We start from the raw sequence: 25,425 nt of genomic DNA, 5'->3' as shown, positions 1-25,425 counted from the left end.
GCAACACGAGATCACGAGACTATGCCGCGCTCCCTTAGGCTCTCTATTTCGCCAGAAGAGAGGCCAACAATAGTCTCAAGGACTTGTTTTGATTGCTCCCCCAACAGCGGAGGCGCCGTCCTGTAACTTACCGGTGTCAGCTTCAGCCTGATCGGATTGCCAACCGTCGGGACATCGTCCAGCGATGGATGTTGAACAGACTGTTTCATTCCCCGCGCAAGAACCTGTGGGTCTTCAAATACCTGATCCAGGGTGTTAACCGGCCCACAGGGCACCCCTGAACGCTCCAGAATCTGCACCCATTCCTGGGTTGACCGCATCACCGTGGCCTGCCTTAACCTGGGAATCAATTCCTTCCGATTCGCCACGCGAGCCCGATTTGTCGCAAAACGATCATCGCTTGCCCACTCCGGATGCTCAAGAACATCGCACAACCGGGTGAACTGCTCATCGTTACCGACCGTTAGCACCATGTTGCCATCTGCGGTAGGAAAATCCTGGTAAGGCACAATATTCGGATGGGCATTACCCATCCTCCCCGGCGCCTGGCCCGTGGTCAGGTAATTCATGGCCTGATTCGCCAGACAGGCTACCTGCACATCCAGCAGCGCCGCCTCCACATACTGCCCCTCTCCCGTACGGTCACGGTGACTCAGCGCAGCGAGCACACCAATGGTGGCATACAGCCCGGTCATGATGTCTGTCAGTGCTACACCGACCTTCATCGGCCCAGCGCCGGGCTCACCGTCCGGTTGCCCGGTGATACTCATAAGCCCACCCATGGCCTGAATTAGGAAATCATAACCGGGCCGGTTCGCGTAAGGGCCATCCTGGCCAAATCCGGTGATCGAGCAGTAGATGAGTTTGGGGTTGATTTGCTTCAGGTTGTCATAATCCAGGCCATAGCGTTTGAGGCCCCCGACCTTGAAGTTTTCAAGGATGACATCCGACTCTGCGACCAGTTTTCGGATCAGTTCCTGCCCTTCGGGATGCGCGATATCGACCGCAAGGGATTGCTTGTTTCGATTGGCAGTCAGGAAATAGGCAGAGAGATCTGCGTTGCCATCGGCCCCCTGAAGATAAGGCGGCCCCCAGGACCGGGTGTCGTCCCCGGATTTGGGGCGCTCAATCTTGATAACCTCCGCACCCAGATCGCCCAGGAGTTGGCCCGCCCAAGGGCCGGCCAGCACCCTGGAAAGATCCAGGACACGCAAGTGAGATAGGGCACCAGTCATTTAATTCTCCTTTACTCAATCAATTTAGCTCCTATCCCCCCTCATACTCCCGGACCAGTGCCTCCAGAAAATAGAGACCAGCGGAGCTCAAAAAGCAGCGATCAGCTCCGGCGCGAAACAGCAGATTGCGTTTATCCAGATAATCCAGGGCTTCCGGCACCCCTTTTTCAAAGCGAGCCGCCCTGAGAATCTCCTGATACTCCTCATCGCCCGCCAACGCCGCCAGGTCCTGCTCATTCAATCCGGCATCGGGCCGGCCAAGGTATTCGAGATCCCGACCGCTGCGTGCGAAATAACGCCCGATCAGCAGCAAGATCACCTGCACCCGGAAGGCGTTCTCATCGTGCTCTTCGTTCTCTTCGTCACTGCTTTCCTTGAGAAAGAAAAACGCGCCGCGTTCGTTAAACACCAGCTCGCTGCCCAAGTGCTCGTAGAATGTCCGGAAATGGGACAGGTGGTTGTACAGCAAGTTGTAGAGCGGATTCGCCCGCAGCTCGGAGCGGTTGCTGTCCCACACATCCCGCACAATCACCCGGCCGGCCTGAAATTCCCGGTAGATCGCGGCGCTGTGGGCCGGCAGGATCTGCTCGAAGCTGCTCGAACTTTGGGACTGGTCCGGGGATTCGGTGGTGTCTATCGCGTCAGAGAATTTAGGCATGGTGTTGCTCCAGGCGGCGCTTTCGGTAGACAAACTGTTCGCTGTCGGATGACTGGTCCAGGATTCGGAAACGGTTGGTGGTCACCACTTGCAGTCCCTCCGGTGGCGAATTGACCAGCCGGTTCAGGGCTGCCAATAAGTCCGGAAAGCGATAACCGGGGATAAAACCGTCCAGGCGGCCGTGCAGCTCCCGCACAAGGTCCGTGGTGGGGCGCAGTTCGAGGGTTTCCAGCCATTGATACAGCTGGTTGATACGCTGAACATCAATCCGGGTATGGCGGCCGCTGCCGTCCACGGCTGCCAGAACCGGTACCTCGGCTTTGCGACGAAGATCGTTCAGGCGCAAGTCCAGCTCGCTGAACAACAACTGGTAGTAGCTGGACGATTCACCGAAAGCGTAATGCTTCGGGCGCTGCTGGGCCCGCAGGCCAACAAGGAAACCGGTGCTGCGGGCAAAATCCCCGCCTTCCAGCCATTTCCGTTTCAGGCTGAGGGTCTCGGTTTCGCCCTTGAGTTCCCGCAGTTTGCCGTAGAAATGCTCCATGGCGTTGTACTGAACCATGCCCTGGCGGGTCTTGCGCAGGAAGTGCTCCACTTCCTGGGCCACCGCCTGAATGGGTTTGTACAAAGCGTTGAGGCTGATGGAGGAGCGGAACAACTGGTCCGCCAGGCTCTGGTCGTCGTGGGTTTCCAGCAGCCGGACGATGGCTTCCAGGGTCTCGAAAAGGTTACTGCCGTCGGGCAGTCGCGTATCCGGATTCAGGAACACCAGGGTCGGTTTGATGTGGCGCTCGTACAGGGTCACGATCTGCTCGAACAGGTTCTGGCGGAACTCCAGGTATTTCTCCGGCGCCCGGCTAGCGTCGCCGGACAGGTCCGCAAGTTGCGCACTGATCGTCTGCATGCGCAGCACATTCTGGCGCAACAATCCGATGAGCTGACTGACCCGCTCGTTCAGATCGTCCCGCAGTTCGGTGTAGTCCGGGTCCGCATCGCTGAAGCTGCTGGTTTCCAGGCGATTACGCACATCGCGCAAGGTCACCAGATGTCCTCTGAGCCTGGCATCGGTCAGTTCCTGATACAGCGAGGCGTTGCAGGCCCGCATCAAGTTGATCAGGGCATCCTGGAACACCAGTCGCCGCTCACCCTCGGCCTTGATGATGTCAATCACCAGGCCGCTGCGGAACAGGTTGTCAGTGTTCAGCGCCAGCCGCACCCGATCCCGGTCGGCCTTGCCGAGGGTTTGGGTGTAGTCCATCACCTCGGCCACCAGGTCGCTCTCGCGAATATACCGGGCCTCGTTCCGATCCATCCGCTCAATCATCCGGAACAGAATCTTCGGGTGCTCGAACAACAGCCGGGTGGTGTCCAAGGTGCTGAAGCGCTTACTCATCCGCCGGCTCCAGCAGGCTGTTCTGGGTCTGGTCACCCCAGTGGCTGAGCGATTCGCCGTTGGTGAACCCCTCGGCCCCGCCCCAGAACACCAGGGTGCGCTGCGGGCTGTAAGGCCTTGCCGTGCGCATCTGCCCTACTTCCAGGTGCCGGCCAATCAGATAAATCACTTCCGCACTGGCACTGTGGGTGGCGGCTGAGAACAGATTGAAGCCCTGGTTGCGCAACCGTTCCAGCAGCGAAGGCATCTGGCTAATGTCCACACTGGCCAGCTCGTCCAGCACCATGGGGAACGACAGCTGCACGCCGGGATACAGCACCCGTTTCAGCAGCCGGTACACCAGTTCCAGATTGATCAGCGCTGTGGTGGAGGTAGACTGGCCCTTCTTGTCCAGGTTCGCGGCGTTCTCCTTGCGGGTGCGGTAGGAAATGCCGGTGATCACCCGGTCCATGGTCAGCCGCTTGCTGCCGCCCTCCCCGAAAAAGTCCGCCACAAAAACCCGCAAACGATCATAGAACGCATCGGACTGCAGCTGGTTGCCATAAGGGTCGATGTTATTGGCTTCTTCCACCAGATTGCGGAATTTCGGATCGGTGTGAATATCCACCCGGATTTCCACCAGATCGTTGATGCGAACGCCGTCCAGTTCCCGGTTAAGCTGTGCCTCGAAACGGGCAATGTGCTCGTGGTTGGATTTTAGGGCCTGGCGGTAGCTGGCCACGGTTTCGTTGTGAATACCGACCTGCTGTTCGAGCACATTCCAGCGCTCGGCCATGCCGGCAAACAGGTCCGACAGGCTCTTGAAGGTCTCACGGATAACCGATGACGCCGGGCCGTCTTTCTGCAACTCACCTTCGGCATCGTCATGGATGCCCAGATACACGAACTGACGAAGGTGATCGAGGATGTTGCGGCGGCGCTCTTCCAGGTCGTCCAGTTGGGTTTGCAGATCGTCGAAAGCGGCGGCGGACACCTTTTCCATGTCCAGCGGCTGCTCCGCTTCCACGGTCTTCAGATGCGGGAAACGATGCTCCACGGTGCCCACGCTGCGGCTGAGGCCAGCCAGTTCCCGTTCCCGCTCTTCGATACGTTCCTTCTCGGCTTTGGCCCTGGCCACTTTTTGCTGTACGGCGTCCTGCTTTTCGTGCTCCAGCCTGGCCTGCTCTTCCAGCTTCGCCAACTGCTCCTCGGCGGCCTGCTTTTCTTCGGTGGCATCACGCAACGTGGTCGCCGACGCCGGATAACGGCTCAGGGTGTCCAGGTCTTTCTCGATGGAACGGATTTCTTTCTCCGTGCGCTCGATCAGCCGGGGCCGGTCATGTTCCTGATTGGCGGTGTCCGCCAATTCCGAGCGTTCCTTTTCAAGGCCGTATAGCTCGCCCTCAATATGCTGGCGCTGCTCGGAGAAGTTGGTTTGGCGAGCCGGCTGGGCCGGGTATTCGGCGTCGAACCAGTCGAAGCCCTTGTCATTGGGCACAAACAGCCGGGCAAAGGCTTCGATGGCGGCCTTGCTGTCGGCATCCAGATCCTGCCCGGGGCTGGCCATCACCAGACGGGCATCCACCGCCCGAAGTGGCGCGGCGGTGGCTTCATCCAACTGGTTCTGCAGTTGCCATTGCTGCTTGCTCTCGCGCTCCTTCAGGGCATCCAGCTTCCGGGTCAGATCCTGCTTCTGCCGCTGTAACTGCTCCAGCCGGATTTCTGCCTGGGCGGCGCTCTTCAAGGCGGCCAAGTGCCCTTTTTTGCTCTCGAGTTCCTCCTTCTGGATGTCCTCGATTTCCTGCAGGGTCATCTCGCCGTACTGGGACACCAGAAGGTCACCGTCTTTCTGGCTTTGCTCGGCCTGCTTGATGCGACGGTCGGCGGAACGGATCTCACCTTTCAGGCCGCTGGCTTCCTGCTCAAGCTTTTTCAGGGCCTGCAGCACATGGCGCAGGGTGTCGTTCTGTTCGTTGAACGTGGCCGCGGCAGCCGTGCGCTTCGCGGCAATGTCCTGCAAGGCATTCGTCACGCCATCCCGGAAAGCGGCGAAGTCATGCTGGCTGCTGAGCAGGGTCTGGTAGGCCTGGTAATCCCGGTACAGCTTCTCGAACCGGGGGCGCTCTTTCTCGATGCGGTTCAGTTGGGTCTGTTGCTGTTTCAACTGATCGTGGCGGTTGAGGAACTCGTCAATGTTGAAATCAAAGGCATCATCGGCAAACTTCTTGTCCGCCTCTATGATACTGGCCACCGCATTGGCCATGGCCTGGTCGTCTGCCTTCATTTCAAACAGCAACAGGATCAGCGTGCGCAACGACTGCACCCGCCGCTCGTCGGACTCACCCAGCGGCAGCACGGAATAGCGCACGGCATCGGCGTTCATCAGCTCACTGCTGTACAGCATCTGTTTGAGTTTGGCCGGGTCATTCACCAGCCGGGTCTCTTTGGAGAACCTCTTCAGGGTTTCCGACAACCGGCTGAACGACAGCTCCGGTACTGCCTTGCCAATGCCGTCCTCGCCCTCACCGTTCCAGAACAGAGGCCGCAATTGATCGTAGCTGGCCGGCACAAAGGCGCGACCATAGCTAAGCTGGCTGGCGCTATCCCGATAGAGGATCTGACAGTGCACTCCAGCGGGGTTCTCAGCCTCCATGATCAGGAAACTGAACTGGCTGGGAAAATAATGCTGGTAGCTTTCCTCGTTGCTGTAAAAGCTGCCGGCGCTGGCGTTGCGGAAGGCGAACTTTTTACGGCTGTTCTTGAAGTTGTTTTCCGGCAACAGAAACAGGCGCAGGGAATTCAGCAGGCTGGACTTGCCCAGGTTGCCCGGGCCCAGGATCAGCCCGTGGTTGTCCACCGGAATTTCCACGTAACAGAAGCCCGCCGAGTCCACCAACACCAAGCGGCGGATGCCAAAATTGAAATTGCCCGGGCTCCCCTGGGAGTCACTCATCCAGAATCATCTCCTGTTCCATAAATTTGCCGGTGGCCCGAAACGCTTCTGTCAGCGAGACGAACCCAAGCCCCTCCGCCAGCGCAATGGCTTTGGTGAATCGTTCGGTGCTGTCCGGAGTCTTGCAGAAACGGCCCTGCCAGGGCTGCCAGTCGCTGGGCTGCACAAACCTGGCTTTGTCACCCAGCGAGGCAGCCATCGTCGAGAACATCTGCAGGCCACCCGCATCATAATCGAATGCGCAGAATACGTCTTTGTAGCCGGTCAACCAATCAAGGATCGCGGCCCGGGTGATCCGGTTGCCGCCACCCAACACCACATCACACTTCGACAGCTCCAAACGCTTGCCCAGAGCATCACCGGCGAAGTTCAACATGTCTCGATATTGGTAAAAATTGCGTTCGTTCTCAACGATCAAAACAGAGCTTGCGCGGTGAAAACCGCTATCAACGGAATCGTTACCGACAACCACCACATCCGGCCGGCTGGAAGCCAAGGCATGGTGGTAAACGAGAAGGAAACTGACCTCGGTGCCATGGCGGTGAGAGTCGCCCTTTTTCGCGGCGTCTACTCTGCTTACTGGAGCCTCGGCAACGCGCTGCAGCTCCGCAAAAGCGGCTTCATCCAGGACCGTGACCATCCAGCGATTGGCCTGGACTTTCTCCGTGGCAAACAGCTGTCTGTGGAGGCGGCGGAACTGTTCCGGAAGCTTCTTTAGAAAGGCCTCATAATTTATTGGCTGGCCTTTGAGGATTTTCTCGAGGTAGTCGTTCAAGATCGCTCCATGGGCTGGATCATGGTGTCTTTGTTTACAGGGTTGGCTTCGAGCATGCAATAAGGCACGTTAACTGACTAGAATCCTAACGCGAGTACTGTGATGACGAAACTAGCCCTGACAACCGGTGCCAGCGCCGGCATTGGCCGTGAGACCTGCGCTCTCTTTGCCCGGAAAGGTTATAGGGTTATCGCCCTGTCCCGACAGCCGAGTGGTGTTGAGTCCGCCGCTCTGGAGATAACGCTGGATCTTGAGTCTTTTGGCCAGATTGAGGGTCTTGCGGGCGCGTTGGATAGCGAAATCGCAAGTGCCGAGCGGGTTATTCTGGTCAACAATTCCGGTTACGGACAGTTCGGGGCACTGCGCGATCTGTCCGAATCCATGTGGCAAAAGCAGTTCAGCACCCACGTATTCGGCCCCATCAAACTGGCTGCTGTCTGCCTGATGCTCTGCGAACAACACGGAACACCCTTGCGGGTCATCGCAGTCAGCTCCGTTTTATCCATTGTGCCCCAGCAAATGAAAGGCGCCTACTGTGCCGCGAAGTCCGCTATGAACGCAGCGCACGCCAGTTTCTGGTTTGATGAACAGGGCAGCAAAAGCCTGGAAAGTGTCTCGCTTGTGCTTCCCGGGCCCGTGGCGACCCGGTTCAAAGAGCATGCCCTGGCCGCTTTGCAGCCCGTGATTGGCCGGGCAAGCTCAGTGCACCAGGAAAAGTACGAAGCGCTGGAATCAGCACTGACGCCAGGGGCCAGAATGAAGCCGTTTACAGCCAGTGCGGCGGATGTCGCTGAAAAGATCTACAGGGCTGCAGAAGCGGCGCGTCCTAAGCCTCGATATCTGGTTACGCCGCAGACTTACATTGCCGCGTTTGTCACGCGGTTTATGCCGCACTCTGTTCAGCGTAAAATATTGGGGTAATACAACCACCCCACTGAAATCAGTGCACCTAATTGGACTATTTCAGCTTCAAATAGCGCGAGCGAGAATGTAGTGCATTAAAACCGGGCTCTATAGTTCTGCGGCATCAAATGCACATGCTGTTCAATTGCACCCGGCAAAATGAAAAACCGCGAAGCCAAACCGAAGTCGTAGACCCGGTAGAGACGGAACGCCTCCGAGAACTCATTAGAAAATGATCGCTCATTTTCGCTAATAAAGAACGGCTGGTACTTCCCTGATTTGGTCGCTTTAACCTCCAGGAAACGCTCTTGATCTCCTGACGCATCAAAAGAGCGGATGTCATACCCCAATCCATCGCCACGTCTCTCACTAGACCATTCGACTTCTGCGGCTAAGTCGGGCCGACCTTCTGAGATGAGGCGCTGCTTCTCTATGCGGAGAACAAATTTCTCAGCGCTCTCCCCCAATTGCCGATTCCGCCGCTCACGTTCTGAAAAATCGATACGTTTCGCCAGATAGCTAGGCCTACTCTCGGCCACATGAGGAATGCGCTCTGGCGGTTCTGGATCAAACACCATGTCCCAGACCCATTCCTGATGTTCCGATTCATCGACAACCTTGTCGGCGACGAGATTAACGTCGTCGACGACGCTCTGATGGCCAGCGAGATAGGACAGAACCACCTGTTTGAGCTGTTGCTGATAGTTGAAAGCGGGCTTATAGCCGGGAATGTATGGTAGCCCCAACTCCAATAACACAGCGCTGACGTTCTGGTGTTTGTATTCGATCGATCCCTCGGAGCGGTTATTCAAGCGCGGCAGTAGCGCCCTGCGGTGCGCTGCTTTGCTGTATGAGACTCCGACGAGGTGTTTTTCCAACATGGTCACGTAATCATTGACCAAAAATTCGCATTCCAACCAGTCCCAACCACCACGTTCGGGTTGAAGTAGGTTACGAATCGATTTCTCATCAAGACTGTTCAACAGCGCGGATCTGAGAAGCTCGCGGGCAATCTGGTTACCAAGCAGTTCGAACAGTTCGTCGTCCAGGCATGCATAATCAATGTGGGCATGGATAACGCCCTGCGATGGAGCTGTTGTCAGTTGCTGATAGGGCTCTTGCTGGCCGGGTCTGATTTTATGATGCCAGAACCCCTCACTCCGCAGGTGGAAAAATGGTAAATGGGGATTGTTTCGATCCGAGGGAGACGCCAATACCTGAAAACGCTCGGTGAAACGACTCTTAAGGTTATCGTCGAAATAAAATCGATTGTTCGTAACGTCGCCGGACTCAACGAGGTCCATCACCGCCTGTAACATGGCCACTTTGTGAGGGCTCTTATTAGCACCACCACTGTTCACGCGAAGCGTTGAGAAGCGCTTCTCGTAATCAAGCAAGCTCACCGGCCACTCCAATAATCCGCTTTCTCCGGGATGACCCATCGCACCCCACCACGCGGATCTTGCTGATCGCCTGCATACCTCGGAATCAGGTGACAATGCATGTGCAGAACCGTCTGACCTGCTGCCGCTCCACAGTTCATACCAATATTGTATCCATCCGGCTGATAACGTTCTTCAAGCCACTGCTTGCCCTGCTCAACCAACTCCATGATGGCTTGTTGTTCAGCAGCGGTGAGGTCAAACCAGTCAGCCGCATGGCGATTAGGGACAATTAACAAATGACCTTGGGAAACTGGAAAGCCATCCAGGCGTGTATGAGCCAAAGCGTTTGATGGCATTGAGCCTTGGTCTGATATTTCTGTGACCGCGCAAAATGGACAGCTATCTTCCACGTCAACTCCAAAATAAATCGGCGATATTCCATAAGTCGGTAGGCTGGGGAGTCCAGCACCTGAACAAACCTTATTAAACCTGTCCAAATAAGCTACTCTGAATTCACGAAACCACGCAAGACCAGATGGTTGTATACATGAAGTAATAGCGGCGAGCGAATGGACAAGAAAAAACTTACAGAGCGGGACATCTGCAGCAAGTTCATCAACCCTGCTCTGGAACAGGCAGGTTGGAACATGCACAGCCAGGTGCGCGAAGAGGTTTCGTTTACCGCTGGCCGCATCATTGTGCGAGGGCGGTTGCACACCCGGGGCAAACGCCGCCGTGCGGATTATGTTCTCAGCTTTAAGAAGAACATGCCCATCGCCATCATCGAAGCTAAAGACAACAACCACAGCCTGGGCGCCGGTATGCAGCAGGCGCTTTCCTACAGTGATGCTCTCGACGCCCCCTTCGTGTTCAGCAGCAACGGTGACGGCTTTCTGTTCCATGACCGGACCGGTCTGAGCGGAGCCGCCGAGACCAGCCTTAAGCTGGAAGAGTTCCCTTCGCCGGAATACCTCTGGGACCTATACTGCCAACACAAAGGCCTACACCAGCCTGAGGCGCGCCAGACAGTTGAACAGGCTTATTACGACGATGGCAGCGGCCGCACACCTCGTTATTACCAGACAGTCGCAATCAACCGCACGGTCGAAGCCGTAGCGAGGGGCCAAAATCGTATTCTGCTAGTTATGGCCACGGGCACGGGTAAAACCTTCACCGCCTTTCAAATAATCTGGCGTCTGTGGAAAGCCAAGCAAAAGAAACGCATCCTGTTTTTGGCCGACCGCAACATCCTCGTAGACCAAACCAAGAACAACGACTTTAAGCCCTTTGGGCAGGCTATGACGAAGGTCAGTAACCGGACAGTGGATAAGTCCTACGAAATTTACCTGTCTCTCTACCAGGCCGTCACCGGCAGCGAAGAAGAACAGAACATCTACAAACAGTTTTCCCCCAACTTTTTCGACCTGATTGTGATAGATGAGTGTCACCGTGGCAGCGCAGCGGTGGACTCGGCATGGCGCTCCATCCTGGAATACTTCTCTGCCGCCACGCACGTAGGCCTGACGGCGACGCCGAAGGAAACCAAAGAAGTCTCCAACATCGACTATTTTGGCGAGCCCGTTTACACCTACTCTCTAAAGCAAGGCATTGAGGACGGCTTTCTCGCCCCCTACAAAGTGGTGCGTGTGGACCTGGATCGCGATCTGCAAGGCTGGCGCCCCAATAAGGGCCAGACCGACAAGCACGGCGAGCTGATTGACGACCGGATCTACAACCAAAAAGACTTCGACCGCACCCTGGTACTGGAAAAGCGTACCGAGGTTGTTGCTGGCAAGGTCACCGAGTTTTTAGAAAACAGCGACCCGTTTCAGAAGACTATCGTGTTCTGCGAGGACATCGACCACGCCGAACGCATGCGCCAGGCCCTGGTCAACCTGAACCCGAAGCGGGTGCAGGAAAACCGCAAGTACGTGATGCGTATTACCGGCGACGAGCAGGAAGGCAAAGCCGAGCTGGACAACTTCATCAACCCGGAAGAGCGCTATCCGGTGATTGCCACTACAAGCAAGCTGATGACCACGGGCGTGGATGCCCAGACCTGCAAGCTCATTGTGCTGGACCAGCGCATCCAGTCCATGACCGAGTTCAAGCAGATTATCGGCCGCGGCACCCGCATCAACGATGATTACAACAAGCACTGGTTCACGATCCTCGACTTCAAGAAAGCCACTGAACTATTCGCAGACCCCAAATTCGATGGCGACCCGGTAAAGGTTTACCAGCCCAAAGACGACGACCCTATCAACCCAGATGACGAACGCGATGAAACGGACCCTGACGGGCCAGAACATGGATGCGGCGAGCAACCAGAAGGATATGAGATTGAGCCAGGCGAACAGTGGGAAACCGACGATCCGCCAGAAATTACTGGTGGCTCTCGCGCAGGCGTTGGACAAAGTGGCGGCAGAACCAAGTACATTGTGGGCGATGTCGAGGTTACCGTCATCGCAGAGCGCGTTCAGTACCTTGGCGCCGACGGCAAGCTCATCACTGAAAGCCTCAAGGACTACACCCGCAAAAAGGTGAAGGAGCAGTTCGCCTCCCTGGATGACTTCCTGCGCCGGTGGAACGAGACTGACCGCAAACAGGCCATCATCAACGAATTAGGTGAAAATGGTATTTTCTGGGAAGACCTCATCAAGGAAGTCAGCAAAAAGCTGGGAGCCGAAGCCGACCCCTTCGACGTCATCTGCCATATCGTTTACGACCAGCCCCCTCTGAGCCGCAAGGAACGCGCGGCGCAGGTGCGCAGTAACAACTACTTCAGCAAATACGAAGGCGCCAGCCGCCAGGTTCTGGACGCTCTGCTGGACAAGTATACGGACTCCGGCATCGAGACCATTGAGGATGTTAAAGTGCTGACCCTCGCACCTTTCAGCCAAATCGGAGCCCCAATGGAATTGCTTCAGGCATTTGGCGGCAAACCCGGCTACACCGAAGCCGTGAAGGATCTAGAGGACGCGCTTTACCAGCAAACCTCGTAAACTATCGCACTCTCAATATTTCAACCCGAATCACGTGATTCATCTCTGAAAACCCGGGATACCTACGTTTATGGCGATCAGCACCACCATCAAATCCATCCAGGACATTATGCGCAAAGACGTTGGCGTAGACGGCGATGCCCAGCGCATCGGCCAACTTGTCTGGATGCTGTTCCTTAAAATATTCGACGACCGGGAAAAGGAATGGGAACTGATTTACGACGAGTACAAATCCCCGATTCCGGAACACCTGCGCTGGCGCAACTGGGCCGCCGACTCCGAAGGCATGACAGGCGAAGACCTGAAAGGCTTCATCGACAACACCCTGTTCCCCGGCCTGCAGAACCTGGAACCTACCGGTGATGACTACCGGGGCGTGGTCATCCGCAACGTGTTTGAGGATGCCTACAACTATATGAAGTCTGGCCAGCTTATGCGCCAGGTCATTAATAAGCTGCAGGACGGCATCGACTTCAACAAGTCTGCCGAGCGCCATGAGCTGGGCGACATGTACGAGCAGATCCTCAAGGACCTGCAAAGCGCCGGGAACGCCGGCGAATTCTACACCCCACGTGCCGTCACCCAGTTCATGGTGAACCGTGTGGACCCGAAACTGGACGAAGTGGTGATGGACCCGGCTTGCGGCACAGGCGGCTTTCTGACCTGCACCATTGACCACAAGCGCAAGCATTACGTAGAGACCCCGCAGGACGAGCAGACCCTGCAGAACACCATCAGAGGCGTCGAGAAAAAGCCCCTGCCCCACCTGCTGGCTACCACCAACCTGGTTCTGCGCGGGATCGAGGTGCCAGACCAGATATCCCACGACAACACCCTGGCCCGGCCGTTGATTGACTGGGGCCCGAAGGAGCGCGTAAACGTCATCGTCGCCAACCCGCCCTTTGGCGGCATGGAAGAAGACGGTATCGAAACCAACTTCCCCAGCGCCTTCCGCACCCGGGAAACCGCCGACCTGTTCATGACCCTGTTCATCCACCTGCTGCGGGACGGTGGCCGCGCCGCCGTGGTGCTGCCAGACGGCTTCCTGTTCGGCGAAGGCATGAAAACCCGCCTCAAGGAAAAGCTGCTGAAAGAGTGCAACCTGCACACCATCGTGCGCCTGCCCAACGGCGTGTTTAATCCCTACACCGGCATCAAGACCAACCTGCTGTTCTTCACCAAGGGCAAGCCCACAGAAACCGTGTGGTACTACGAACACCCCTATCCGGAAGGCTACAAGAGCTACAGCAAAACCAAGCCCATGAAGTTCTCCGAGTTCCAGACCGAAATCGACTGGTGGGGCACCGAGGCCGACGGCTTCGCCAGCCGGGTGGAAACCGAGCAGGCCTGGAAAGTGTCCATCGACGACATCAAGGCCCGCAACTACAACCTGGACATCAAGAACCCCTGGCAAGGCGAAGAGATTAATCACGATCCGGACGAACTGCTGGCCAAGTACGAACAGCAGCAGTCCGAAATTCAGGAAATCCGCCACCAGCTGCGGGACATCCTGGCTGATGCGCTCTCTAACAATGTCGGACAGAACACCGACGGGGGTGCGACGTGAGTGCGCAGGAGCTGATTACTGAGCATCTGGATTTGTGGACCGGAGCGGTAACGAAAACGTCGAGCAGTGGCCGGGGGAATAATGGCAAGGTTGAGCTGACTGGGCTTAAGAAGTTGAGGGAGTTAATTCTTAAACTTGCTGTGACGGGGCGATTGGTTGAACAGGATGCGGGAGATGAGCCCGCCTCAGACCTCATCCAGCGAATCAATGCGGAGAGACTGAAGTTAGAGGGTAAGGGAAAAGTTCGGGCAACAAAGAAAGCCGTGTGCGCAAACACGGTCGAACCTATGCCCCACGCTTGGGCAACATGCACGCTCGGGACATGCATCAGCCTTATATCTGGCCAGCATTTGAAGGGCGATGAGTACTTTGATGATAAACGGCCCGATAGTATTCCTTATTTAACGGGGCCTGCTGAATATGGAACTCGAACGCCAGAACCTCAGCGACATACATTTGAAAGGCGAGCAGTGGCTGGAAAAGGCGACATTCTCATCACTTGTAAAGGCTCTGGGGTAGGCAAGCTAAACATAGCCTCCGAAGAGATAGCCATTAGCCGCCAGCTAATGGCAGCTCGACCAATTCTCATCAATGCTCATTTTTTGTACCTCCTTCTCGACAGTTTGCGAGATGCCATCCGCGAGAAAACCGTAGGCATTGCGATACCCGGCATTTCTCGTGGTGATATATTGAATGCGAACATCCAGCTACCCCCTCTCGATGAGCAACACCGCATCGTCCAAAAAGTCGGTGAGCTCATGGCCCTCTGCGACCGGCTGGAACAGCAAACCAGCGACCAGCTTGAAGCCCACGAAACCCTCGTAGACACCCTGCTCGGCACCCTCACCCAATCCGCAAACGCCACCGAACTGGCCGACAACTGGGCCCGTCTCGCCGCCCACTTCGACACTCTATTCACCACCGAGCAGAGCATCGACAAGCTCAAGCAGACCATTCTGCAACTGGCGGTGATGGGGCGGTTGGTGGAGCAGGATGCGGGGGATGAGCCAACCGAGAGCTTGCTGACCAAAATCGATCAGGAAATCGCATCGCTGGTAAAACAAGGGCATATCAAAAAGCCAAAGCCCACTCCTGAAATTTCTGACAATGATAAATTCTTCGGAATACCAGATTCTTGGCAATGGGTCAGGCTGGGAAGTCTCGCGCTTCATTCCGAGGCAGGCTGGAGCCCGAAATGTCACGGCGCCCCAAGAGAGAATCAGGGCTGGGCAGCCTTAAAGGTCAGCGCAGTTACTTGGGGAGAATTCCGCCCAGACGAGAACAAAGAGCTGCCATCCAACCTGACACCCCGGCCAGAGTACGAGGTGCACCCCTCCGACTTTCTGATCTCACGGGCTAATACATCAGAGCTGGTTGCGCGCTCGGTCGTCGTGCCCAAGGGGGCACCCACAAAGTTGATGATGAGTGACAAGATAATTCGCTTCGTTTTCAGCAATCAGGTTGAGCCCTTGTATGTAAACCTCTTCAACAACAGCCCTTATGCACGGAGCTACTATTTTTCGGTCGCGGGAGGAACAAGCAGCTCCATGAAGAATGTCTCCCGTGCGCAAATTCAAGCGCTTGCAGTTCCTCTGCCACCAACAGCAGAGCAAACGCGCATCGTTCAAAAAGTCGGTGAGCTCATGGCCCTCTGCGACCAACTCAAGGAACGCCTGAACCAGGCCAGCGAAACCCGCTACCAGTTGGCCGAGTCCGTCGTCGAGATATCTCTGACTTGAAAAGCCCAGGTCCCGCCAACCTCGGTCGTTACCCGTCAACTTGATGGACACTAGACAATCAAATATAAACTCATTAACCTATTGGGTTAATAAAAACGGTATTTATGGAAATCACCTTCGCCAACAAAAAACTGATGAAGCAGATGAACGATAGCCGGGAGATGGTTAAGGTTCATGGGTCCAAAAGAGCCAAAAAGCTTCAGATAGTGCTGACACAGTTGCATGCCGCGCCGAATCTTGGAATGTTCGCGCCACCATACAGCCCTCCGCATCGGTGTCACGAACTGACCGGCAACCGCAAAGGGCAACTCAGCGTCGACCTGGACCACCCTTATCGGCTTATCCTGAAGCCAGACCATGACCCGATACCACAGCACAGCGAAGGCGGATTGGACTGGCAGGCAGTTACAGAAATCAAAATTATTGGAGTGGTGGATACACATGGGTGATTCGGTAAAGAACCAATACGAGCCCAACTACGCAATTCTGCCCGGTGAAGTCTTGAGCAATGAGCTAGAGCTGCGAGACATGAGCCAGCAGGAGCTTTCAAAACGAACCGGGCTGTCTGCGAAACATATTGTCTCGATTGTTAAGGGTAAAGCTCCAATTACTCCTGAGACCGCTATCAAGCTGGAGAGAGCCATTGGCATGCCCGCCAATTACTGGCTGAACCTTGAGAGCAACTATCAGGAAATCAGGGCCCGCCTGGACGAAGAGGAAAAGCTTGAAGCTGACCTGCAGTGGCTCAAACGAATTCCGGTCAACGAGATGGTGAAGTTCGACTGGATCAAGCGCCACAAAGACAGGACGAATCAGCTCAGAGAGGTCTTGCGATTCTTCGGAATAGCAAGTGTGGGGCAGTGGGAAGATATGTGGCCACGGCTCAGCATTGCCTATCGTCAGAGCAGTCGATATAAGGTGTATCCGGAAGCGGTCTCCGCGTGGCTTCGGAAGGGGGAGCTCGATGCTGCATCAATTCACTGCGCTCCTTACAACAAACAAAAATTCCGGCAAGCGCTTGACGAAATCCGTGCTCTCACGGACATGACCCCGGATGAGTTCGTCTCCAAGATGCAAGCTCTCTGTGCCGAGGCTGGAGTAGCTGTTGTATTCGTTCCCTCATTGCCCAAAACCGGAGTGAGCGGAGCAACTCGCTGGGTTCATTCAAACAAGGCGGTCATTCAGCTCAGCCTCCGGTATCGCTCGAACGACCATCTATGGTTCACATTCTTTCACGAGGCCGGTCATATTCTGCTTCATGGAAAAAAGGACTTGTTCATAGAACGGACGGACAAAGGCAGCAATGGCCTTAACGAAGAGAAAGAGGCAGAGGCCAATCACTTTGCCCAGAATGAGCTGATACCGCCTAGAGCACTAGAGAAGTTCATCCACAACGGTGCTCTAACAAAAGCCGATATTTGCTCTTTCGCAAAACAGGTCGGAATTGCTCCGGGTATCGTTGTGGGCCAGCTACAGCACAGACGCGTTCTCGATTACCAGTTTTGCAACGACCTGAAGCAGTTCTACAAGTGGGACCATGAGCTGCGCTCCTGAGCATCTTTACCGCAAACCGGAGAAAGCACTTTATGGCAATCGAACAAGGCATCTGGCGCATTGGAGACCAGCCGAAAAAGCTAAAACCCTCCGCCCTGGCAGATGAAGCGCTTCTGGAAGACCAGGTGATGAAGGATATCTCTATCCTGAACGCCGATTGGCTCCTCATCGGCCGCCAGGTTCGCACCGGCTATGACAAGCTCATCGACCTACTTGCCATGGATGCGAATGGCTCCATCATCATCGTCGAGCTGAAGCGGAACAAAACACCCCGTGATGTGGTCGCGCAAACCGTTGACTATGCGTCATGGATAGCCAACCTTTCGGATTCCGACATAGTCGATATCTACCTTAACTTCGCCCAAACGTACCAACTGGAACACCAGACACTGGACGCGGCGTTCGCAGAGAAGTTCCGGACACCGCTTTCGGACATCACCATCAATGACAGCCATCAGATGGTCGTGGTCGCAACGTCCTTGGACGCAAGTTCAGAGCGCATCATCAACTATCTGAACGAGTATGCTCAGATATCCATCAACGCGCTTTTTTTCGCCGCCTTCGAGGACAACGGTCAACAGTATCTGAGCCGCGCCTGGATGATTGACCCGCTTGAAAACCAGGAGCGCGCTGTCACCAAGGGCAAGAAGGAACCCTGGAACGGTGAGTTCTATGTTTCGTTCGGTGACAACCGGCCGTGGGAGCTAGCACGCGAGCTCGGCTTTATCGCTGGGGGAGGCGCGGACTGGTACTCCAAAACGCTTTCAATGCTGTCTGAAGGCGACCGGGTCTGGGTCAATATTCCGAAAAGCGGTTACGTGGGAGTCGGCATTGTTACAGGCGAGCGTGAGCGCGCTGACAATTACCAGTTCGAGACACCGGACGGACCGAAAACCATCCCAGAGATGAGTGACAGAGGGTCCTATACAAACTTAGTGCCTGATGTGGACGACGAGGCGGCGGAATACCTTGTACCTGTACGTTGGTTACACACCACTACGAAAGAAAGTGCTTTTAGCGAAGTCGGTCTGTTCGGAAATCAGAATACGGTCTGCAAACCCACCACCCCAAAGTGGAGTCACACTGTGAACAGACTAGAGCAAGCATGGGGCATTTCTTAATGGCCTATGAAAGTTGCCCAAGCTGCAGTGCACGGAAGCACCAAGTTGTTGAGTTTAAACGGTCATAATGCGCGACCAGCCAGCCGCCGGCAGGATACGTTATGGGTGCTGTAAATCAGCGATAAAAATAATGGAGGCGCGGGTCGGAATCGAACCGGCGTACACGGAGTTGCAGTCCGCTGCATAACCACTCTGCCACCGCGCCGGTAAAAGTTCGAAGGGGATTCGATACTTTTATGCTCTCAGGTGGGCATTGAGAGACTGTGTTAATTGGAGCGGGAAACGAGATTCGAACTCGCGACCCCAACCTTGGCAAGGTTGTGCTCTACCAACTGAGCTATTCCCGCTTGATCAACGAGGGCGTATTCTACGGATTAGGCCGTTTGCGTCAACCACTTTTTTCAACTTTCTGTTTTAGTTCAGATTCTGATCGATTGCCCTCGAACGCAGCAACCCCCAACACGCGAATTTGAGCTAGTATCAAGGAACACCCATCGCCAATCCTCAACAAAGGAGACGGGATTTCCAGATGCCCTCCCCTGGCAAGCTTGATTTCCAGAACGGCCAACTGACCGTCTCGGGCGACTGGACGCTTCCGAACTACGGCCGCTTGAAGCGGGACGTCCAAAAAACCGCCGCAATGGAGTCACCTAACGGGTATTCCGTCAATCTGGCAACAATCAATGCGATGGATACCGCCGGCGCATCCCTGCTGGTGGACCTTCTGGGTGCCCGTCAACTCCATGAGCTTACCGAGCAAACCCCCGGGCTTTCCAGCGAACGTCAGGAACTGCTGCGCCTGGTTGCCAACGCGATGGCCAGCCCTGAAGGAGAAAAATCCCTCCGATCCAACCCGATCACGGAGTTCCTGGCGGGTGTTGGCGAAAAAATCGAAGACTTCTGGCATCAACAACGTCTGTTGATTGGTTTTACCGGCCAGATACTGGCGACATTGGCGAGCATCCTTGCAACACCCTGGCGATGGCGGATCACCTCACTGGTGGCCCATGTCCATCAGACCGGGCTCAATGCCCTTCCCATCGTGGCGCTGCTGACGTTTCTGGTGGGCGCGGTCGTTGCGTTTCTGGGCGCCACCATTCTCGATGATTTCGGCGCCACCATTTACACCGTGAACCTGGTGGCCTTCTCGTTCCTGCGGGAATTCGGTGTTCTGCTGGCCGCTATCCTTCTGGCCGGCCGCACAGCCAGCGCCTTTACCGCGCAACTGGGCTCTATGAAAGCCAATGAGGAGATTGACGCCCTACGCACCTTCGGCCTGAGCCCCGTGGAACTGTTGGTTATCCCCCGGGTGCTGGCGATGGTGATTTCGCTTCCCATATTGACCTTCGTCGGCATGATCAGCGGCATTGTTGGTGGTTCGCTGGTGTGCGTCGTGGCGCTGGATATCTCGGTTCCGCAAATCCTGAATATCCTCGAAACCAAGGTAAGGGTCGTCCACCTTCTGGTTGGGCTGGGGAAAGCCCCTATCTTTGCGTTTGTGATTGCCGTTATTGGTTGCCTGGAGGGCTTCAAGGCTAGTGGAAGTGCCCAGTCCGTCGGTGAGCACACCACCTCCGCCGTGGTACAGTCGATCTTTATGGTGATTCTGCTGGATTCCATAGCAGCGATATTCTTCATGGAGATGGGCTGGTGAGAAAAGAGGCCGCGCACCAGGATGTGGTTATCAGCGTGAAGGGCCTTTGTAACCGCTTCGGTAGTCATGAGGTACATACGGATCTCAATCTTGACCTTTATCACCGGGAAATACTGGGGGTGGTTGGCGGCTCGGGAACCGGCAAGTCGGTGCTGCTGAGGAGCATTGTCGGGCTGCATACGCCAGATTCCGGGACCATTGAAGTCTTTGGTGAGCAGTTGCAGGCTCTTTCTCAACAACAACGCTCCCGTGTAGAACGGCGCTTTGGCGTGCTGTTTCAGAGCGGTGCCCTGTTCAGCTCCCTGACTCTCCAGGAAAACGTTGCCCTGCCGCTGATTGAGCATGCCAAACTGTCCCGTACTGACGCGGAACACTTGGCCCGGGTGAAGCTCGCACTGGTCGGCCTGCCAGCCAACGCGGCCGGAAAGTACCCCGCCCAGCTGTCAGGTGGCATGGTCAAAAGAGCCTCGCTAGCAAGGGCCCTGGCGCTGGACCCGGAGGTGTTGTTTCTGGACGAGCCCACGGCCGGGCTCGATCCGATTGGCGCCGCGGCTTTTGACCGACTGATTGTTACGCTTCGGGACGCCCTTGGCTTCAGCGTGTTTCTGGTGACCCATGATCTGGACACGCTTTACACCACCTGTGACCGGGTGGCCGTGTTAGCCTCACGGAGCGTACTGGTGGCAGACCGGCTGGCGGTGGTTGAAGCCACTGACGACCCCTGGATTCGCGATTACTTCCATGGGCCCAGAGGCCGCGCCGTCAATCGCATCCGGCCGGCCACGGGGCAATAAACATAAACAACCGGAAAGTAGCAAGGAAGTCGGGAGAGGCACGCTGTTATGGAACCCAGAGCACATCACGTCCTGATTGGGCTGTTCACATTGGTTGCGCTTACCAGTGCGCTCGCGTTCGCCTTGTGGCTGGGCCAGGCGGGCAACGACCGCGATTATGCCTGGTACGAAATCATTTTTGATCGGGGCGTCAGCGGGCTCTCGGAGGGCAGCCCGGTCAAATACAGCGGCATTGAGGTGGGCGACGTGGCCGAACTGAGCCTCGACCCAAATGACCCGCGCAACGTCAGGGTGCTCATTCGGGTATACGACGATGTGCCCATTAAGGAAGACACCCGGGCTGGCCTGGCGTTAACCAACATTACCGGCAGCATGAACATCGAACTGAAGGGCGGCACCCCCGGAAGCCAGAAGCTGACAGGAAGCCGTGAATCCCCACCGACCATCCAGGCCGAACCCTCGGCCTTTACCACCCTGATGGCTTCCAGTGAGGAACTGTTTGCCAAGCTTGATAAATTTCTCACCAACGCAAATACCATGGTGTCCAAGGAAAACTCCCGCAACCTCACCCGCAGCCTCAAGAACATCGAGGCCGTGTCGTCAGGGTTGATGGACCAACGCAGCGAACTGAGCAATCTGGTGGCGAGTTTCGATCAACTCAGTGTACAAACCGAGGCCACGCTGAAAACCTTCCGTCAATTTGGCAGCACAGCGAACACTTTGCTGGACAAGGAAGGCCGCCAGTTGATGGCCACTGCCCAGAGCGCCATGGATTCACTGGAAACCGCAACCGCGCGGCTTGAAGCACTCACCGCCCGCAACGAGGGCTCCCTGGACCAGGGAATGCAGGGCATCGGTGAACTGGCGCCGGCCATGCGGGAGCTGAGATCGACGCTGCAAAACCTGGACAGCCTTATCCACCGCCTGGAGGACGACCCGGCCGGCCTTCTGCTGGGCCGCGAGCCGATACAGGAGTTTAATCCATGACACTGACTGCATCACGGGCACTGCTCTGCATGGTCGTTGCCGCCACGTTATCCGCTTGTACTCTGTTCCCGGATCGACCGGCCAATCGAATATTTCAGTTACCGGCTTCCACGGTTGAGGAGTCCATCACTGGCAACAAACCATTCAGCACAACCCTTCGGTTCGTAACGCCGTTGGCCGAAGGCCCTGTTGATAGCTCGCGTATTCTGGTGAAACCGGAGGGCAACGAAATAAAGGCCTATCAGGGGGCGCGATGGAGCAACAAGTCCCCCATCCTGGTTAGGGACCAACTGGTCGATGCCTTTCGCCGGGATGGCCGCTTTGCTGGCATTTTAACTGGAACCAGCCCTGCCCGCAGTGATCTGACCATGGCCGGAGAGCTAAATGCGTTCCAGAGCGAGTATCAGGACGGCATGCCGGTAGCGATGATCAGGCTGGACCTGCATCTCATCGACGAGCGCACCCGCAATACCCTTGCCAGCAAACGCTTTGAGTACCAGCATCCGGCGACAGGGGAACAAGTTGAAGCAGTCGTGGAGGCATTTGGCGAGGCCAGTAACGCACTGGCCAACGAGGTGATTCGCTGGACGGTCGAACAGCGCCCCTAACCCGTTAACCCTGGTGTTTTTCCGGAAAAAGGTCCGGCCAGGCGGCCTTTAGATAGAGAATCATCGACCAGAACGTCAGTACCGCTGCCACGTACAACAGGGCCGTACCGGCCTGGGCCCAGACGACACCAGGAGGAAATGCCAGCAGCATGATAATGGCCACCATCTGCGCTGTTGTCTTGATCTTGCCAATGTAGGAAACCGCCACACTCGCACGGCTGCCGATTTCCGCCATCCACTCCCGCAATGCTGAAATCACGATTTCACGACCGATAATCACCGTGGCGGGAATCGTCAGAATGAAACTCGCGTGGGCTTCAATCAGCACGGTCAACGCTACCGCTACCATGAGTTTGTCTGCGACGGGGTCCAGGAAGGCACCAAAAGGTGTGCTCTGGTTCAGTTTCCGGGCCAGGTAACCATCCAACCAGTCCGTCGCCGCCGCCAGCGCAAACAAGCCAGCACTGACGAGATAGCTCCATTGCGCCGGCAGGTAATAGATAATCACGAAAACCGGGATCATCAGAATCCGGGAAAGGGTGAGAATGTTCGGTAAATTCATGCTATCCCTACTCGTCATGCAGTACTGCGTAGATGGTTTCTGCCAGGTTCCTGCTGATTCCCTGAACCTTGGACATTTCGTCGATACTCGCCTTGCGTAGCTCCTGGATGCCGCCAAAATAACGTATCAGATCGCGGCGGCGTTTGGGCCCGACACCCTCGATTCCCTCTAGGGTGGATTGCCGGCGTTTCTTGTCACGCCGGGCCCGATGGCCAGTGATGGCGAAACGGTGCGACTCGTCTCGGATATGCTGGATCAGGTGCAGTGCCGGCGAGTCTGCGGGGACCCGATAGAGGTCGCCGGTCATGGCATCAATCAACTGTTCCATACCCGCACGCCGGGTGACACCCTTGGCAACACCAATCAGCGGAATGTCCGTAACACCAAGTTCATCAAACACTTCCCGGGCAATGTTCAACTGGCCCTTACCACCGTCGATGAACACCAGGTCCGGGCGTTTGCCCTCACCTGCCACCATGCGTTTATATCGGCGCGTCAGAACCTGGCGCATGGCTCCATAGTCATCACCGCCGGTGACACCCTCGATATTGTAGAGCCGGTAGTCGCTTTTCAGCGGCCCATTCTCGTCGAAAACCACGCAGGATGCGACCGTGTTTTCACCATGGCTATGACTGATGTCAAAGCACTCCATGCGTGACGGCGTTTCAGCGAGATCCAGCAGGTCGCGCAGGGCCAGCAGGCGGCGATAGACCGTTTCCTTGCTGGCCAGGTGAGTCAGCAATGTCTGCCTGGCATTCGTCATGGCCAGATCCAGCCAGCGCCGGCGTTCTCCACGCACATTCTTGCGTACCCGGGTGTCACGACCGGCGGATTCTGTCAGCGCCTGGGACAGCAGTTCCTGGCCGTCGACGTCCACCGGCACCAGGATGTCCGGTGGAATTTCCCGGCGGGTGCTACCGCCGAAATAATACTGCCCCAGAAAAGCACTTAACAACTCAGCTTCTGACTGCTCAATACTGTATCGCGGAAAATAATCCTTGGTACCGAGCACACGACCACCACGCACGATGATCACCACAATGCACACCACACCAGCATCCTGGGCAATGGCCACCACGTCGGCATCACCCCCTTCGCCGTCCACGCTTTGCTGCTCCTGAACGTGCCGCAGGTGATTTATTTGGTCGCGGTAGACACCGGCTTTCTCAAATTCCAGATTCTTAGCCGCGGTTTCCATGGCCGCCATCAGATCCTGCAGGATCGCGGGGTTCTTGCCTTCGAGGAACATGGTGGCGTGGCGCATGTCTTCCCGATAATCCTCGGGGGAAATATAACCGACACACGGTGCCGTGCAACGGTTGATCTGATACTGAAGACAAGGACGTGTGCGGTTTCGGAAATAGCTTTCACTACAGGATCTTATACGGAAAATCTTTTGTAGAATATTAAGACTTTCCTTGACCGCTCCAGAGCTCGGAAATGGTCCATACCAGGTACCGCCGCCTTTCTTAGTGCGCCCCCTGCGAAACGTCAGGGAGGGATAATCGTCGTGTGAGGAAAGGTAGATATAGGGATAGGATTTATCATCCCGCAGCAGGATATTGTAAGGCGGCCGCAGGGATTTGATCAGGTTCTGTTCAAGCAGGAGGGCTTCGGTTTCACTGCTGGTGATGGTGACTTCGATGGAGTCAATTCGGGAAACCAGGGCTTCGGTCTTGGGCGCCAGGCCGGATTTGCGGAAGTAGCTGGTCACCCGTTTCTTGAGGTTCCGGGCCTTACCCACATACAGCACATTGCCAGCGGCGTCGTACATGCGGTAAACGCCGGGCCGCTCGGTCAACTGTTTCAGGAAGCTTTTGGTGTCGAACTCCCTGTTGTTCCCTGCCTCGGCAGAATCAGCCGGTGCGTCAGACCTTGTCGGCATCGAGCAACCCGAGCCTGACCGCCATCAGCGCCAACTCAACGTCACTGGAAATTTCCAGCTTCTCGAAAATGCGGTAGCGGTAGCTGTTTACAGTTTTTGGGCTGAGGCAAAGCTTGTCGGAAATGTCCTGCACTTTCTGGCAGTCCACCACCATCATGGCAATCTGCATTTCGCGCTCGGACAAACGGTCAAACAGGGATAGCTCGCCGTCTTCGTCCCTCGCATCGCCGCCTCCAAGCTGCTTGAGCGCCATTTTCTGGGCAATTTCCGGGCTGATGTAACGCTGCCCGGAATGCGCCATGCGGATGGCACGCACCATTTCCTTGATGTCGGCGCCCTTGGTGATATAAGCCGATGCGCCAGCCTGCATCACCCTGGTTGGATAGGGGTCATCAGCACAGGCAGTCACCACGATCACCCGCACAGCGTCGTCAATGCGCAGGATTCGCCGTGTCGCTTCCAGCCCCCCGATACCAGGCATGCGGATGTCCATCAACACGATGTCCGGGCTGTCTTTACGCACAGAATCAATAGCATCCTCGCCTGAAGATGCTTCGCCGATGACTTCAATATCGGGGTTGTCCGCCAGCATCCGGGTAATACCGGACCTGACCAGTTCATGGTCGTCTACAACCAATACCCTGATCAAAACTCACCTCGCACGCGGC

At 56.1% G+C, this 25,425-nt stretch carries 21 protein-coding genes and 2 tRNA genes; 11 read left to right on the top strand and 12 right to left on the bottom strand.

Annotation, left to right across the window (positions count from 1 at the left end):
• Positions 1–11 precede the first annotated feature (11 nt).
• From AAGD24_RS10095 to AAGD24_RS10075, 5 genes are read right to left on the bottom strand one after another with little or no spacing between them, the layout of a single operon-like run.
• Entirely contained in the window at positions 12–1,235 is a 1,224-nt protein-coding gene (locus AAGD24_RS10095; protein WP_379864941.1) for a CaiB/BaiF CoA transferase family protein, read from the bottom strand.
• Between the two features lie 31 nt (positions 1,236–1,266).
• Positions 1,267–1,893, bottom strand: a complete 627-nt coding sequence (locus AAGD24_RS10090) for a hypothetical protein (protein WP_379864939.1) — start codon at positions 1,891–1,893, stop codon at positions 1,267–1,269.
• A complete protein-coding gene (locus AAGD24_RS10085; RefSeq protein WP_379864937.1) occupies positions 1,886–3,286 on the bottom strand; it encodes a hypothetical protein in 1,401 nt (466 codons plus the stop codon). The genes AAGD24_RS10090 and AAGD24_RS10085 overlap by 8 nt, the downstream gene beginning before the upstream one ends.
• Positions 3,279–6,218 (bottom strand): hypothetical protein, encoded by a 2,940-nt coding sequence (locus tag AAGD24_RS10080; RefSeq protein ID WP_379864936.1) that lies wholly within the window; start codon positions 6,216–6,218, stop codon positions 3,279–3,281. Before AAGD24_RS10080 ends, AAGD24_RS10085 begins: the two co-directional genes overlap by 8 nt.
• Positions 6,211–6,993: a hypothetical protein gene (locus AAGD24_RS10075; RefSeq protein WP_379864934.1), complete on the bottom strand. Its 783-nt coding sequence runs from the start codon at positions 6,991–6,993 to the stop codon at positions 6,211–6,213. The genes AAGD24_RS10080 and AAGD24_RS10075 overlap by 8 nt, the downstream gene beginning before the upstream one ends.
• A 102-nt stretch (positions 6,994–7,095) precedes the next feature.
• On the opposite strand from AAGD24_RS10075, the gene AAGD24_RS10070 reads away from it, so the two are divergent.
• On the top strand, positions 7,096–7,914 hold the full coding sequence (locus AAGD24_RS10070; RefSeq protein ID WP_379864932.1) for an SDR family NAD(P)-dependent oxidoreductase: 819 nt from the start codon (positions 7,096–7,098) through the stop codon (positions 7,912–7,914).
• Positions 7,915–7,991: 77 nt separating this feature from the next.
• Here AAGD24_RS10070 and AAGD24_RS10065 read toward each other — a convergent pair whose 3' ends face one another.
• Both AAGD24_RS10065 and AAGD24_RS10060 read right to left on the bottom strand, forming a co-directional pair.
• Positions 7,992–9,338, bottom strand: coding sequence for a DUF3883 domain-containing protein (locus tag AAGD24_RS10065; protein WP_379864930.1), 1,347 nt, complete (start codon positions 9,336–9,338; stop codon positions 7,992–7,994).
• On the bottom strand, positions 9,296–9,691 hold the full coding sequence (locus AAGD24_RS10060) for an HIT family protein (protein WP_349379624.1): 396 nt from the start codon (positions 9,689–9,691) through the stop codon (positions 9,296–9,298). Before AAGD24_RS10060 ends, AAGD24_RS10065 begins: the two co-directional genes overlap by 43 nt.
• Before the next feature lie 159 nt (positions 9,692–9,850).
• Here AAGD24_RS10060 and hsdR point away from each other — a divergent pair, with 159 nt between their 5' ends.
• The 6 genes from hsdR to AAGD24_RS10030 all read left to right on the top strand — a co-directional run bounded on the left by hsdR (position 9,851) and on the right by AAGD24_RS10030 (position 18,267).
• Complete coding sequence (gene hsdR / locus AAGD24_RS10055; RefSeq protein WP_379864928.1) at positions 9,851–12,286, top strand: EcoAI/FtnUII family type I restriction enzme subunit R; 2,436 nt, start codon at positions 9,851–9,853, stop codon at positions 12,284–12,286.
• A gap of 70 nt (positions 12,287–12,356) precedes the next feature.
• On the top strand, positions 12,357–13,853 hold the full coding sequence (locus AAGD24_RS10050) for an N-6 DNA methylase (protein ID WP_379864926.1): 1,497 nt from the start codon (positions 12,357–12,359) through the stop codon (positions 13,851–13,853).
• On the top strand, positions 13,850–15,592 hold the full coding sequence (locus AAGD24_RS10045; RefSeq protein ID WP_379864925.1) for a restriction endonuclease subunit S: 1,743 nt from the start codon (positions 13,850–13,852) through the stop codon (positions 15,590–15,592). The genes AAGD24_RS10050 and AAGD24_RS10045 overlap by 4 nt, the downstream gene beginning before the upstream one ends.
• Before the next feature lie 104 nt (positions 15,593–15,696).
• Positions 15,697–16,041: a type II toxin-antitoxin system RelE/ParE family toxin gene (locus AAGD24_RS10040; protein WP_379864923.1), complete on the top strand. Its 345-nt coding sequence runs from the start codon at positions 15,697–15,699 to the stop codon at positions 16,039–16,041.
• Complete coding sequence (locus AAGD24_RS10035; RefSeq protein WP_379864921.1) at positions 16,034–17,146, top strand: HigA family addiction module antitoxin; 1,113 nt, start codon at positions 16,034–16,036, stop codon at positions 17,144–17,146. The genes AAGD24_RS10040 and AAGD24_RS10035 overlap by 8 nt, the downstream gene beginning before the upstream one ends.
• Before the next feature lie 32 nt (positions 17,147–17,178).
• Positions 17,179–18,267, top strand: a complete 1,089-nt coding sequence (locus tag AAGD24_RS10030; protein ID WP_379864920.1) for an endonuclease NucS domain-containing protein — start codon at positions 17,179–17,181, stop codon at positions 18,265–18,267.
• Between the two features lie 131 nt (positions 18,268–18,398).
• Here the strand turns inward: AAGD24_RS10030 and AAGD24_RS10025 are convergent.
• Positions 18,399–18,472: transfer RNA gene (locus tag AAGD24_RS10025), tRNA-Cys, on the bottom strand.
• Between the two features lie 66 nt (positions 18,473–18,538).
• Positions 18,539–18,614, bottom strand: a tRNA-Gly gene (locus AAGD24_RS10020).
• A gap of 182 nt (positions 18,615–18,796) precedes the next feature.
• Between AAGD24_RS10020 and AAGD24_RS10015 the strand changes: the two genes are divergently transcribed.
• Genes AAGD24_RS10015 through AAGD24_RS10000 form a run of 4 tightly spaced genes read left to right on the top strand, consistent with a single transcriptional unit; the run spans position 18,797 to position 22,310 of the window.
• A complete protein-coding gene (locus AAGD24_RS10015) occupies positions 18,797–19,921 on the top strand; it encodes an MlaE family ABC transporter permease (protein ID WP_379864918.1) in 1,125 nt (374 codons plus the stop codon).
• Entirely contained in the window at positions 19,918–20,715 is a 798-nt protein-coding gene (locus AAGD24_RS10010) for an ABC transporter ATP-binding protein (protein WP_136633173.1), read from the top strand. The genes AAGD24_RS10015 and AAGD24_RS10010 overlap by 4 nt, the downstream gene beginning before the upstream one ends.
• Positions 20,716–20,763: 48 nt before the next feature.
• Entirely contained in the window at positions 20,764–21,702 is a 939-nt protein-coding gene (locus AAGD24_RS10005) for an MlaD family protein (RefSeq protein ID WP_379864916.1), read from the top strand.
• On the top strand, positions 21,699–22,310 hold the full coding sequence (locus AAGD24_RS10000; protein ID WP_379864914.1) for an ABC-type transport auxiliary lipoprotein family protein: 612 nt from the start codon (positions 21,699–21,701) through the stop codon (positions 22,308–22,310). Before AAGD24_RS10005 ends, AAGD24_RS10000 begins: the two co-directional genes overlap by 4 nt.
• A gap of 4 nt (positions 22,311–22,314) precedes the next feature.
• On the opposite strand, the gene pgsA is transcribed toward AAGD24_RS10000, so the two are convergent.
• From pgsA to uvrY, 3 genes are read right to left on the bottom strand one after another with little or no spacing between them, the layout of a single operon-like run.
• Complete coding sequence (gene pgsA, locus AAGD24_RS09995; RefSeq protein WP_036207967.1) at positions 22,315–22,872, bottom strand: CDP-diacylglycerol--glycerol-3-phosphate 3-phosphatidyltransferase; 558 nt, start codon at positions 22,870–22,872, stop codon at positions 22,315–22,317.
• 7 nt (positions 22,873–22,879) lie between these two features.
• The gene (gene uvrC / locus AAGD24_RS09990; protein ID WP_091642127.1) at positions 22,880–24,757 is read right to left on the bottom strand and encodes an excinuclease ABC subunit UvrC; all 1,878 of its coding nucleotides are present in this window, start codon (positions 24,755–24,757) and stop codon (positions 22,880–22,882) included.
• Positions 24,741–25,406, bottom strand: coding sequence for a UvrY/SirA/GacA family response regulator transcription factor (gene uvrY / locus AAGD24_RS09985; protein WP_036207973.1), 666 nt, complete (start codon positions 25,404–25,406; stop codon positions 24,741–24,743). The genes uvrC and uvrY overlap by 17 nt, the downstream gene beginning before the upstream one ends.
• Positions 25,407–25,425 lie beyond the last annotated feature (19 nt).

It is taken from the genome of Marinobacter sp. M5B (assembly GCF_042604615.1).
GTDB classification, from domain to species: Bacteria; Pseudomonadota; Gammaproteobacteria; order Pseudomonadales; family Oleiphilaceae; genus Marinobacter; species Marinobacter salarius.
Note: the sequence above shows the minus strand (reverse complement) of the source record. Positions and strands in the feature narration are given on the sequence as shown.

Excerpts from the sequence above, each read along its gene's own strand:
- AAGD24_RS10035 (WP_379864921.1), top strand. The coding sequence starts at position 16,034 with ATGGGTGATTCGGTAAAGAACCAATACGAGCCCAACTACGCAATTCTG.
- AAGD24_RS10080 (WP_379864936.1), bottom strand. The coding sequence starts at position 6,218 with ATGAGTGACTCCCAGGGGAGCCCGGGCAATTTCAATTTTGGCATCCGC.
- AAGD24_RS10070 (WP_379864932.1), top strand. The coding sequence starts at position 7,096 with ATGACGAAACTAGCCCTGACAACCGGTGCCAGCGCCGGCATTGGCCGT.
- AAGD24_RS10050 (WP_379864926.1), top strand. The coding sequence starts at position 12,357 with ATGGCGATCAGCACCACCATCAAATCCATCCAGGACATTATGCGCAAA.
- pgsA (WP_036207967.1), bottom strand. The coding sequence starts at position 22,872 with ATGAATTTACCGAACATTCTCACCCTTTCCCGGATTCTGATGATCCCG.
- AAGD24_RS10065 (WP_379864930.1), bottom strand. The coding sequence starts at position 9,338 with ATGGGTCATCCCGGAGAAAGCGGATTATTGGAGTGGCCGGTGAGCTTG.
- AAGD24_RS10085 (WP_379864937.1), bottom strand. The coding sequence starts at position 3,286 with ATGAGTAAGCGCTTCAGCACCTTGGACACCACCCGGCTGTTGTTCGAG.
- AAGD24_RS10040 (WP_379864923.1), top strand. The coding sequence starts at position 15,697 with ATGGAAATCACCTTCGCCAACAAAAAACTGATGAAGCAGATGAACGAT.
- AAGD24_RS10005 (WP_379864916.1), top strand. The coding sequence starts at position 20,764 with ATGGAACCCAGAGCACATCACGTCCTGATTGGGCTGTTCACATTGGTT.
- AAGD24_RS10015 (WP_379864918.1), top strand. The coding sequence starts at position 18,797 with ATGCCCTCCCCTGGCAAGCTTGATTTCCAGAACGGCCAACTGACCGTC.
- AAGD24_RS10000 (WP_379864914.1), top strand. The coding sequence starts at position 21,699 with ATGACACTGACTGCATCACGGGCACTGCTCTGCATGGTCGTTGCCGCC.
- AAGD24_RS10090 (WP_379864939.1), bottom strand. The coding sequence starts at position 1,893 with ATGCCTAAATTCTCTGACGCGATAGACACCACCGAATCCCCGGACCAG.
- AAGD24_RS10030 (WP_379864920.1), top strand. The coding sequence starts at position 17,179 with ATGGCAATCGAACAAGGCATCTGGCGCATTGGAGACCAGCCGAAAAAG.
- AAGD24_RS10095 (WP_379864941.1), bottom strand. The coding sequence starts at position 1,235 with ATGACTGGTGCCCTATCTCACTTGCGTGTCCTGGATCTTTCCAGGGTG.
- hsdR (WP_379864928.1), top strand. The coding sequence starts at position 9,851 with ATGGACAAGAAAAAACTTACAGAGCGGGACATCTGCAGCAAGTTCATC.
- uvrC (WP_091642127.1), bottom strand. The coding sequence starts at position 24,757 with ATGCCGACAAGGTCTGACGCACCGGCTGATTCTGCCGAGGCAGGGAAC.